Raw genomic sequence first — 12,148 nt, 5'->3', positions numbered from 1 at the left:
GAGCCGTGGTGTCGACGGGGGCGGGCGAGGCGTCGACGGGGGCGCAGAGGCGCATGATCCGCTCGGCCCACTCCGCCGGGAGGCCGTAGCGCTCGACGCTGGTGGCCACCAGGAGGGGGAGCTTCGCCGCGTCCATCCGTACGAGATGGGTGAGCGGCAGGTAGCAGGACAGCTCCAGCATGCCGAGGGCGTACTCGTCCGCCGCCCGGCCGGTGCGGGTGTAGTCGTTGAACCCGGGGGCGCCGGGGAAGGGACGCGGGGCGTCCTCCTCGATGCACGCCTCCAGGTCGATGAACCTGACCTCCAGGTCCGGGGTCACGATGACGTTGCCCGGATGCACGTCGCCGAAGACGTGGCCCCGCTCCCACAGCGCCGACAGGAAGGCGCGGACCTGGGGAAGGACGGTGTCGAGCTGCTCGCGGTACTCCCGGATGTCCGCCGCGGTGGGCGGCGCCGTCGGGTCGGGGCGCAGCAGGTAGGGCTGCTTGGCGGCGCACCACTCCAGGAGCGTGGTGCCACGGACGTACTCCATCACCGTGAACAGGTGGCCCTGCCAGGTGAACTGCTCGTGGGCGGCGGGCACCGCCGGAAGGTCGGCGAACCTGCGCAGGGCGGCGTACTCCTGACGGGCCCGCTCGACGGCGTCGCCGCCGATCAGGTCGTGGCCCGCCATCGGGCGCGCTTCCTTCAGGACGACCTGGCCGCCGGTCTCCTTGTGCGTCGCGAGGTACACGCCACCGCTGTTGGAGAAGTGCAGCGTCTTGTCGATCCGGTACGGGGGCACGGGGCCGTCCGGCACGGACGCCGGGGCGGTGAAGGCCTCGGGCACGCTGACGAACGACGGAGCGCGGAACGGCACGGCCCTGCGGTCCGGGACGAGACGGCCTTCCGGGTCTTCGAGCGCGAAGGTGACCTTGCCGTCGGCGCCGCGGCAGTAGCGGCGGGTGTAGGCCCCGTACCGGACGTGGACCACGCCCTCGGCGAGGCGCAGGTCGGACAGGACCCGCGGGCCCTGCCAGGGCTCCAGAAGGGCCGTCAGCTCGGTGGCCAGGGCGACGGACTGCTCCTCGTCGGCCGGGTAGAGGACGACGCCCTTCCCGCTGACCGGGCGCGGCGCGTACTTGGCGTTGATCAGCCACGCGTACTCGTGGCGCGCGAGGAACTTGAAGGGGACACCGCGCTCGTAGCAGAAGGCGGAGACGACGTCGACGAGCGGGGCGAAGGTCTCCGGCGTCACCGCCACATGGATCTTCCAGCCCTGACCGCGCACCGGCTCGGGGCCGGGACGGCAGACCGTCCAGATCCCGTGCTGGGCGTAGTGCCAGCCCTCGGTGTGGGGGACGGCGGTCAGGCCGCTGCGTATCCGGTCGAACCGCGGGTCCCGCGGGTCGGCCTTCCAGCGGCCTATGTCGTCGTACGCGTCGGGGTCGGCGAACGTGTAATAGAAGTAGTCCATGTGCTCGGCCTCTTGTTGAGCGTCGCTGTCTGAACGGCCCGGCCACCGGTGGGCGTCGGGCGGGGTGTCAGGCGGATACGGGTACCGGTGCGGTCACGGTGGTGTCCGCCGCCGGCGCGGGGGCGTCGTCCGGTGCCTGGGCCGCGCCCGAGGCGGGGGCCGGTGCCGGCGCGGGGGCCGGTGCCTGGGCCTCGCCCGGCGCGGGGGCCTGGCGTGCCGCCTCGAACGCCGCGATCACGTCCCACAGGGGCGCGGTCACGTCCGTCTCGGCGCCGGTCGAACGGCTCGTCCCCTTACGGGGCTCGACGACGTGGTAGTTCGGTACGGAGCCCAGTCTGCGGAACACGTCGGCGACCAGCGGGTTGTCGGCCACCCGGGGCGGGAATGTGGGGGCGAGCACGACCGGCGCCGCCGTACCGAGCGCGGCCAGGTGGAACGGCGAGGCGCCGGAGGCCGCGGCCAGGGCCGAGGTGAAGGCGACGGAGGCCGGGAACACCAGGAGGCCGTCGTAGTCGGCGGCGATGCGCGTGTGGACCGGCCGCAGGCCGTCCGCCGTGTCCCAGGTGTTGCCGACCACCGGGGAGCCGGTGATCGCGGCGAGCGCCGGGGCGCTCACGAACTTCCCGGCCGAGTCGGTCAGCCCGATCGTCACCTCGTAGTGGGGACGGTTGGACGAGAGCCAGTTGAGCCAGAAGGGCAGATGCGCCGTGGACAGCGTGCCCGTGGCCACGAGGAACACTTTCGCCCGCCTCGACCGGGCCTCTTCGCTCTTGTCGAATCCGATGGTGCCGAACTCCGGCATCGCTTGGTCACTCCCCGTTCGTGTTGCTGTCCCCGCGGGAGTCAGAGGTCCGGGTAGTCGCGGTACTTCCGCGCCTCACGCTCCACCTCCTGGTCGAACTCCCGCACCATCTCCCGGTCCTGGTCCCGCTCACGGTCCCTGCCGCGGCTCCCGCCCCGGTCCTCGTCCCTGTCGCGGTTCCGCGAACCGAGGCCGAGGTCGTCGCGCAGCTCCTCGACGAAACCCTTCGGCTTGCGGCGTCGCGTGCTCTCCAGGAGTTCGATTCCGCCGATGACGACGAGGGCGATTCCCAGTGGACGGCCCTTGAACCAGCCGAATTCGAGATCCGGGAAGAAAAGGGCGAGCACTCCGCCCGCGACGATGGCCGCGAGGCCGAAAATTCGCTTCATACCTGTGAGCCTCCTGGGGTATGTCTGCGTTCGGTATAGGAACTGTCAACTTGCCTCCACGGTACGCCATATGGCGGGCTCGACACCACAAGCCGATGGCCGAATTGCGGAGGCCAGGCCGAAAACCGACTGCCTGAGCAGACCGATGTCCTCGGAGACCAGGAAATGGCCACCGGGCAGGATCGTCACCTCGACGTCGTCGCCGAGCTCCGACCACCTGCGTACCGCCTCGACCGGGACCAGCGGATCCCGGTCCCCGCCGAAGACCCGCACCGGCACGGTCAGCGGGCCGGACTGCGGCTCGAAACGGAACTCGGAACACATACGGGCGTCCTCGCGGAGCCGCCCGAGGTAGGGCGCCACCCATTCGGGATGCTCGACGGCCCAGTCCGGGATGCTCCCGATCTCGTGCAGATATCGCACGAGTCGCCGGTCGTCCTCATATCCTTCGGTGAAATTCCGCCAAGGGCTGTGCGGCGCCCCGAAACTGGCCACGGCAAGTGCCTTCGGCAGCGGTCCGCCGCATTCCCCGAAATGCCGGGTGACGAGATAGGCGAGAAGGCCGCCCATACTCTTCCCGAAGAGCACGAAATCCTCGTCGCCGACCTCTTCGCGGACCAGATCCGCGAGAACCGGGACCAGCGCGCCGATCTGCCGGCGCGGAGGCACCCCCGGGTCCCCCGACATGGCCCCCGGGTCCGTCGACGCGGCCGCAGGGACCGTCGACATGGCCCCCGAGTCCGTCGACACCGCCGCCCGCGGCACCTCCGGGAGGGCGATCGCGACGACCTCGATCCCCGGAGGCGCGTACAACTCCCACGGGCGGAAGACCGAGGGACTGCCCCCCGCGTGGTGCAGACACACCAGCTTCGTCATCGCGTACCGCTCCCGTCGTCCTCGATCAGTTCCCCCAGATGCCCGGCGAGCGCCGCGACCGTCGGGTGGTCGTACACGGCCGACTGGCCCAGCCGGCACCCCAGGGCGCGCTGCAGGTTCCGTCTGAGCTCGATCGCCGTCAGCGAGTCGAGGCCGCGGGCGAAGACGTCCAGGTCGTCCGTCTCCCGCGCGTCGGGCGCCGTCTCACCGAGCACCCGGGCCACCTGCTCCCGGACCTGGGCCAGCAGCAGTTCCCCGCGCACCGCTGGGGGCGCCGCGTCGAACGTCGCCCGGAACCCACCGCTCTCCGCGGGACCCCGCCCGGCACCCGGCATCGCCGCCAGGAAGCCGCGCAGCGCCGGGGCGTCACGGTCGGCGAACCGCGTCCAGTCCGCGGGCAGCACCGCGAGGACGCCGTCGTCGGACCGCGCGGTCAACAGACCGAGCAGCGCGGCGAGTCCGTCCGCGAGCGGGATGATCCCCTCGCCCCGGGACACCAGCTTCGCGTTGACACCGGCCCGCGCGCTCATGCCCGTCTCCGACCACGAGCCCCACTGCACGGACAGGGCCGGCAGACCGAGTCCGCGCCGGTGGGAGGCGAGGCCGTCGAGGAAGGCGTTGGCCGCCGCGTACGTCGTCTGCCCCGGGGTGCCGAGGAGTCCCGAGACCGAGGAGAACAGGACGAAGAAGTCCAGCGGCAGGTCACGGGTGAGCTCGTGCAGGTTCCACGCGCCCCGCGCCTTGGGGGCCATGACCCGCCGGAGCCGCTCCGGCGACTGGAGCAGCAGCACCCCGTCGTCGAGCACTCCGGCCAGATGCAGCACACCCGCGAGCCGCGGCTGCTCCGGACCGTCGGGCGGCGGCGCCACGGCCCGGGCGAGCTGCTCCGGGTCGGCGACGTCCGCCGTGACGACACGGACGGCGCAGCCCTCGGTGCGCAGGGCCTCGATCTCCCGCAGGGCCGCGTCGCCCGGCGGTGTGCGGCCCAGCAGGACCAGGTGCCGGGCACCCGAGGCGCTCAGCGCGCGGGCCGCCGCCAGACCGAGGCCGCCGAGGCCGCCGGTGACCAGGTACGCGGCGTCGGGGCGCAGCACGGAGCCCGGCTGCGCGTCCGGCTCCGGCCGCGCGGGGGCGGTGCCGCGCACGAGGGCCTCGACGTGCCGGCGGTGGCCCACGTAGCCGACCCGGTGGTGCTCGGGCTGCTCCCGCGCGGCGCAGACCTGGGCGAGTTCCGCGTACAGCAGCGCGGCCCTCGCCTCGACGGGCGTCGCCGGGTCGAGGTCGACCAGGAGGTGTCGTACATCGGGGTGTTCGGCCGCCGCCGACCTGCCGAGGCCCCACGCCGCCGCCCCGGCGGGCGCGGTCACGGACCGGCCGCCCACGGGCCGGGCGCCCTGGGTGGCCAGGCACCAGCGCGGGACGCCCTCGGTACGGGCGGCGAGGCGCTGGACGAGCCGGAGCATCCGGGCGCTCCCGGTCTCGGCCTCCGCCGCGGCGTCCCAGGTCCCGGGACCGGCAGCGGAACCGGGACCGGCGTCGGGACCGGGATCGGGATCGGCGTCCGGGCCGGCGTCGGGACCGTCGGGATCGGACCCGCGATCGGGACCGGACCCGCGCCCCGTGCGCGGTCCGGACGGCCCGCACAGGACCACCAGGTCGTACTCCTCGGGCGCGGTGCTCGCCGCCTCCTCACCGGTCAGCACCTCGCACGCGACCCCGTGGAGACGGGCGAAGTCGCCGAGGGCGGCGCCCAGCGGGTCGTCCGACACGACGAGCCAGCGCCCCGCCGACCGGGCCGGCGCGGGCAGCCGGGTCGGGGTCCAGCGGGTCTCGTACAGCCAGTCCCGCCAGGGCTCACGGGCCGCGGGGATCATCGTCCCGCGCGCCGCGCGCTTGAGCAGTACCCCGTCCAGGGCGAGGAGGAGCGTGCCGTCCGGGGCCCACAGGTCGATGTCGGCCCGCAGGGTCTCCGGGTCGTCCTGGTCCGTGGGCCGGATCCGGGCGTGACACCAGGCCTCGTCGCCCGCGGCATGCCCCTCGATCCGGATGCGGTCCACCCCGAGCGGGACGTACGTCCGCCGGCCCAGCTTCTCCGGGTACGTGACGGTCAGCGCGAGGAAGCACGCCTCCAGGAGCACGGGGTGCACCCGGTGGCGGTCCGTCTCCGGACGCAGGGCGGGCCCGAGCGCGACGTGGGAGAGCGCCTCGGAACCCCGGTGCCACAGCCGGTCGGTCACGCGGAAGAGCGGACCGAGGTCGATGTCCCGCTCCCGCTCCCGCTGGTAGATCTCGTCGGGAGGCAGCGGATGGTCCGCGAACCGCGTCCGCAGCGCGTCGAGGGCATCGGCCGCCGGCGGCGGCACGGAGGACTCCTCGGCGGCCCCGGACTCCAGCTGCCCCGAGGCGTGCAGGGTCCACTCCTCGGGCTGCTCCGGCCCGCTGCCGGAGTCGGCCGGCAGGAGGGTCGAGTGGACCTCAAAGGCGTACGTGCCGTCCCGATCGGGCGCCAGGACGACCTGCATCCGCCGCAGCGTGGTCTCGTCGGGGAACACCAGGGCACGGTGGATGTGGAAGTCCCGCACCCGGGCGGGGACCGGCCCGAAGGCCTCGCGGGCCGCCGCGCAGGCGAGTTCCTGGAAGGCGACGCCCGGCATGACCACGGAGCCGAACACCCGGTGGTCGCGCAGCCAGGACACGGTGCCCACCCCGACCGTCGAGGTGAACCGCACACCGCCGCCGCCCGCGAGGCCGAGCCGCGCGCCGAGGAAGTCCGCGCCGGCCCGCTCCGGCCGGCCCGCCCGCTCCGGCCCGCCCGTCCGTGCCGGGGCGTCGATCCAGTGCCGCTCACGCTGCCAGGGGTACGTCGGCAGGGCCACGCGCCGCCGGTCGCGGCCGCCGAGGACCGCGTCCCAGTCGGGGTCGACGCCCGCCTCGTACAGCGCGCCCAGGGCGCCGAGCAGATGCTCGTGGCCGCCGTCGGCCCGCATGCTGGGGACGAGCGCCGCGTCGCCCTCGTCGAAGAGGTCCTCGACGAGCTGGAGCAGCGTCGGCTTGGGCGAGATCTCCAGCAGTACGCGGGCGCCGGCCGACCGCAGGGCGGTCGCCGCGTCGTGGAAGCGCACCGGCCGGGTGATCTGGTCGACCCAGTACCGCCAGTCGGCGATCTCCTTCCCGATGGGCGCGCCCGTGACGGTGGAGATGATCTGGACGCGCGGCTCCTGGTAGCGCACCGAGCGCGCGACCGCCTCGAACTCGGCCAGCATCGGCCGCATGAGCGGCGAGTGCGAGGCGATGGAGATGTCCAGCCTCCGGTGCCGCACACCGCGCTCGGCGAGTGCGGCGCAGGCGGCGGCGATCTCGTCGACCCGGCCCGAAATGACCGTGGAGCGGGGCCCGTTGACCACGGCGACGGCGCTGTGGGGGCCGAGCAGCCCGGCCACCGAGGCCTCGTCCAGGGCGACGGCGACCATGGCGCCGGACTCCGGCAGGGCCTGCATCAGCCGCCCCCTGGCATGGACCAGGGTCAGGGCGTCCTCCAGGGAGAGGACGCCGGCGAGGCACGCGGCGGCGTACTCGCCGTGGCTGTGTCCGAGCAGGATGTCGGGCCGTACGCCCCAGGAGAGCCAGAGCCGCGCGAGCGCGTACTCGAAGGCGAAGAGGGCGGGCTGGGCGTAGCGCGTCTCCCCGATCGGGGAGGACCCGCCGGCCATCCCGACGGGCCCGCCGCCCGCCGCGAAGGACTCTCCGCCCGCCGCGAGGGGCTCACCTTCCGCCGCGAACACGACGGAAAGCAGCGGGTGTTCGAGACGGTCGCGGAGCAGTGCGTCGCAGCGGTCCAGGGCCTCCCGGAACACCGGCTCGCGGTCGTACAGCTCGCGGCCCATGCCCGCGTACTGGGGACCCTGCCCCGGGAAGAGGAGGGCGAGGCGGCCCGGCGGGACGCTGATCCCGCCGGGTCGCTCGCGGAGCCGTGCGGCGGCGTCGGCAGGGGACCGCGCGACCACCGCACGGCGGTAGGGGAAGTGCCTGCGGCCCGTGGCCGCGGTGAAGGAGACGTCCGCGAGGGAGAGGTCGCGGGGTGCCGCGCCCAGGTGAGCGGCGTACCGGTCGGAGAGCTCCGCGAGCGCCCGCCCGCCGCGCGCGCTCAGCACGAGCAGCCGGGCATCGGCGGCGGCATCAGCGTCGGTGGCATCGGCGTTGTCGCCGAGCTGAACGGGACCATCCGCCGGAATGTTCTCCGGGGCCTGCTGGACGACGACATGGGCGTTGGTGCCGCCCACGCCGAGCGAGGTGACGCCCGCGGTGCGCGGGGCGCCGTCCGTCTCCCAGGCGGTGGTCCCGGTGCTCACCCGGAACGGGGACCGGTCGAAGTCGATCTCGGGGTTGGGCGCGCGGTAGTGCAGGCTCGGGACGAGGACGCCGTCCCGTACGCACAGGGCGGCCTTGATGAGCCCGGCCACCCCGGCGGCCTCGTCCAGGTGCCCGATGTTGGTCTTGACCGAGCCGACGGCGACGACTCCGTCGCCCGCTGCCGTACCGAACACGCCCGCGAGCGAGGCGAGTTCGATGGGGTCGCCCAGGGCCGTACCGGTGCCGTGGGCCTCGACGTATCCGACCTCCGAGGGCTTCACCCCCGCGCGGGAGAGCGCGGTGCGGACCACGTCGGCCTGGCCGGTGACGCTCGGGGCGGTGAAACTGATCTTCTCGCTGCCGTCGTTGTTGACGGCGGAGCCCTTGATGACGGCGATCACCCGGTCGCCGTCGGCACGGGCGCGGGCGAGGCGCTTGAGGACGACGATGCCGCAGCCGTTGCCGAACAGGGTGCCGGTGGCGTCGGCGTCGAAGGTGCGGGTGTGGCCGTCGGCGGACATGATCATGCCCTCCTCGTGGACGTACCCGGCGTCCTGGGGGACGACCACGTGCACGCCGCCCGCGAGCGCCATGTCGCTGTCACCGTCGATCAGGCTCCGGCACGCCAGGTGGACCGCGACCAGGGAGGTCGAGCAGGCCGACTGCACGCCCACGCTGGGGCCGCGCAGGTTCAGGGCGTACGACACCCGGGTGGCGAGGTAGTTGCCGTCGTTGCCGAGCTTCAGCTGGAACTGCTCCAGATCGGATTCGGTGAGGGCCTTGCCCTGCCCGTAACCGAAGTGCGGAGCGAGGTTGTTGAGGAGGTACGTGCTCATGCCGGCGCCCGCGAAGACGCCGACGCGGTCCGCCGGAGCGCCGCCCGGCGGGTGTCCGGCGGACTCCATCGCCTCCCAGGCGCACTCCAGGAAGAGTCGCTGCTGCGGGTCGAGGAGCTCCGCCTCCTTCCGGCTCAGCTGGAAGAACTCGGCGTCGAACAGGTCGATGTCCGGCAGGACCGCGCCGGCCGCGACGAAGTCCGGATGCCCGGAGATGCCGGGGTCCCGCTGGCCCGCGCCGCCGCCGGACAGCGGTCCCGCGGACTCGATGCCGTGGCGGAGGTTGTGCCAGAACGTCTCCACGTCCGGCGCGCCGGGGAAGCGGCCCGCCATGCCGATGATGGCGATGTCCTCGGTGGTGTCCCCGGTGGTCCCGTGCCCGTCGTACGCCAGGTGCGCGTCCCCGGTGGTCCCGGCGGCCGCCACCGCCCCGTCCAGCCGGGCGGCGTGCGCCCGGATCGTCGGGTACTGGAGCAGGTCCACCATGGGGACGTCGCGGCCGAGCCGCCGGGCCAGCTCGGCCCGTACCCGGACGAGGAGCAGGGAGGTGCCCCCCAGGTCGAAGAAGCGGTCGTCGACGGAGATGTCGGCCAGCCTCAGCACGGACCTCCAGACCTCCGCGAGGACCTGTTCGGTGGTGCTCCGGGGCGCGACGACCTCCTCCCCCGTGAGCCGTTCGAAGACCTCGGGCGGGGTCAGCCGGGCCCGGTCGGTCTTGCCGCTCGCGGTCAGCGGCATCCCGGGCAGCAGCACGTAGGCCTCGGGCATCATCGCCCGCGGCAGCTTCGGCGCGAGGAAGGCGTCGAGGAGCCGCGGCGCCCCGGCGTCGGGCAGGGCGGGCGCGGGGACGACATGGGCGACGAGCCGGGTGTGGCCGTCGATCTCGTGCGCGAGCACGGCGACGTCCCGCACGCCCGGGTGCTGCAGGAGCAGGGCCTCGATCTCCCCCGCCTCGATCCGCACCCCGGCGACCTTGATCTGGGTGTCGATCCTGCCGCGGAGTTCGATCACGCCGTCCTGGCCGATCCGGGCCAGGTCGCCGGTCCGGTAGAGCCGGCCGCCGCCGGCCGGGTCGTCGAGGAACCTGCGCGCCGTCAGGTCGGGCCGGCCGAGGTAGCCGGGGGACACACCGGCGCCCAGGACGCACAGCTCGCCCTCCTCGCCCGCGGGCACCTCGGCGAGGTCCTCGTCGAGGATCCGGACCCGTACGCCGTCGATCGGGCGTCCGACCGGGGCGACGGCGGGCCAGGTGCCGGGGTCGCCGTCCAGGGTGTGGGCGGTGGCGTCCTGGAACTCGGTCGCGCCGTAGTGGTTGTGCAGCAGGGCGCCGGTGCGGCGGAACAGCTCGCGGATGTGCGGGGTCGTCCGCAGCTGCTGGCCGGTGGTGACGACCTCGCGCAGCGCCGGGAGCACCTCGTCCTCCCCGGCGGCGGCCTGGGCCAGCTGGTCGAGCAGCGGCACCGGGAGGAAGAGGCGCTCGACGCGCCGCTCGCCCAGGTGGGCGAGGAGCGCGAACGGGTTGCGCCGCACCTCGTCGTCCGCGAACACGAGGGTGCCGCCGAAGGCGAGGGTGGAGAAGATCTCGTGGAACGAGAAGTCGAAGCTGAGCGAGCACACCTGGGCCGTGCGGCTGCGGCAGCTTCCCGGCCGTGCCCGGTCGTGCCACTCCAGCAGGTTCACCAGGGCGCCGTGCGTCATCAGCGCGCCCTTCGGGGCGCCGGTGGAACCGGAGGTGAAGAGGGCGTACGCGATGTCCTCACCGGTGAGGGCGGGCGCGGCGGCCGTATCGGGGGCGACCGCCGCGTCGGGACCCGTAGCGGGACCGATGGCGGTCGCGGGACCGGTGCCGGGACCGGTTCCGGGCGCGCCGGTCGGCGCGAGCGTGGCCGCCCCGGCGAGCGGGCGGCAGTCCTCGTCGAACCGGAGCGCCGGTACGGAGGGACCGCCGGCCGCCGCCGCGTCGTCGGTGATCAGCAGGGCGACGCCCGCCGTGCGGATCACGTGCCCGACCCGTTCCACCGGGTCGGCGACGTCGATCGGGACGTACGCCGCCCCGGCGCGCAGGACGCCCAGCACGGCCGCCACCGCCCGGGGCGAGCGGGCCAGGCGGATGCCGACGAAGTCACCCCTCCCCACGCCCGCCCGGCCGAGGGCGTCGGCCACCCGCAGGGTCATGGCGTCCAGGTCGCGGTAGGTCACCCGCCGGTCGCCGTGCTCCATCGCGACGGTGGCGGCCGCCGGGCCTTCGGCGTGGCGGCGTACCAGCGCGTCGACGGTGGCCGGCGGGCGTGCGGAGGAGTGGCTGGGCATCAGACCGCCGGCCGGGACGAGAGGGAGGGGAAGTAGTCCTCGCGCGTGCCGTCCCGGCGGATGTCCCAGGTGGCGCAGTGCAGGGATCCGCCGTACTCGAAGACGTCGCGGAAGGGGACGGTGAGCACCTCGAAGCCGAGCGAGTACATGAGGTCCTGGAGCGGCTTCTCCTGCTCCTCGCAGATCACCGTGTCCGGCGAGACGCTGAGGACGTTCATGGAGAGCCACTTCGAGGACTGGCAGTACGGCGGCATGTCGTCGTTGGTGAGCACCGGCTGCGGCGCGTCGACCAGCTTCCAGTCGTTCTCGGTGAACATGCGGCGCTCGGACTCGCGGATCGGGCGCTCGGGGTTGGTCAGGATGAGCCCCGGGCGCAGCGGCACGAAGGTGCAGTCGATGTGCGAGGGGAAGTAGTCGAGCGGGAAGTGCACCGCGTGGACGCGGAAGCCCTTGGGTTCGAGGGTCCGCTCGAGCCAGCGGATGCCGGCCCGGTTGGTGGTCATCGACTCCTGCACGAGGACGTCGCGGCCGAAGCGGCTCATGTCGGCGGCGTCGAAGATCACCTCGTCCTGCGTGACGCAGAACTCGGAGTCGTGCATCCGGGCGTGCCGCTCTTCCAGGGGCCATTCCCAGAAGTCCTGCCGGTACATGGCGTCGGCCATCGTCGGCTTGGGCGCCACCGTCCAGCCGACCCGCTGGTCCGCCTCCCAGTAGCCGTACACCAGCTTCCGGTAGGGCTCGTACTCGAAGTAGCGGGCCCGGCGGGACATGGTGGCCTCGAGGATCTCGTTCCCCAGGGTGATCATCACGTCGCGCGGGCACACCGCGCAGTACTGGTTCTCGACCTCGAAGCCGGGGGTCCGCAGGGACCGGGAGAAGTCGTACGGCTCAGGGCGCCGTACGGTCACGCCCTGGCCGGCGAGGACCGCCGCCAGGCCCTCCAGCTGCTCGTTGGCGCGATGGACGGCCTCGTCGGACTTGGGGCCGGTCGGGAAGGGCAGGTCGCCGGGTCCGCGCACCTGCGGCCGGTTTCCGGGTTCGGTGGGCTCGAAGCAGGCTCCCGTGGCGGAGCCGACCACGACCTCCCGCAGGGTGTCCCACTCGTTCCAGGAGTTCACCACGGGCATCG

General features: G+C 73.7%; 5 protein-coding genes and 1 pseudogene. All 6 read right to left on the bottom strand.

The features are described from left to right. Nucleotides 1-1,456 (bottom strand): annotated as a pseudogene (locus tag AOK00_RS07125) (class III lanthionine synthetase LanKC); the annotation flags it as partial. Nucleotides 1,457-1,523: 67 nt separating this feature from the next. Continuing rightward, nucleotides 1,524-2,258, bottom strand: coding sequence for a flavoprotein (locus AOK00_RS07120; protein WP_055599455.1), 735 nt, complete (start codon nucleotides 2,256-2,258; stop codon nucleotides 1,524-1,526). Nucleotides 2,259-2,299: 41 nt separating this feature from the next. Beyond that, nucleotides 2,300-2,647 (bottom strand): hypothetical protein, encoded by a 348-nt coding sequence (locus AOK00_RS07115; protein ID WP_063886546.1) that lies wholly within the window; start codon nucleotides 2,645-2,647, stop codon nucleotides 2,300-2,302. Between the two features lie 45 nt (nucleotides 2,648-2,692). Beyond that, nucleotides 2,693-3,334: a thioesterase II family protein gene (locus AOK00_RS07110; RefSeq protein WP_367870026.1), complete on the bottom strand. Its 642-nt coding sequence runs from the start codon at nucleotides 3,332-3,334 to the stop codon at nucleotides 2,693-2,695. Nucleotides 3,335-3,519: 185 nt separating this feature from the next. Beyond that, the gene (locus tag AOK00_RS07105) at nucleotides 3,520-11,019 is read right to left on the bottom strand and encodes a type I polyketide synthase (protein WP_055599453.1); all 7,500 of its coding nucleotides are present in this window, start codon (nucleotides 11,017-11,019) and stop codon (nucleotides 3,520-3,522) included. Then, nucleotides 11,019-12,146 (bottom strand): glycine amidinotransferase, encoded by a 1,128-nt coding sequence (locus AOK00_RS07100; RefSeq protein WP_055599456.1) that lies wholly within the window; start codon nucleotides 12,144-12,146, stop codon nucleotides 11,019-11,021. Before AOK00_RS07100 ends, AOK00_RS07105 begins: the two co-directional genes overlap by 1 nt. Nucleotides 12,147-12,148 lie beyond the last annotated feature (2 nt).

This window comes from Streptomyces aureus, assembly GCF_001418135.1.
Classification (GTDB): Bacteria; Actinomycetota; Actinomycetes; order Streptomycetales; family Streptomycetaceae; genus Streptomyces; species Streptomyces aureus_A.
Note: the sequence above shows the minus strand (reverse complement) of the source record. Positions and strands in the feature narration are given on the sequence as shown.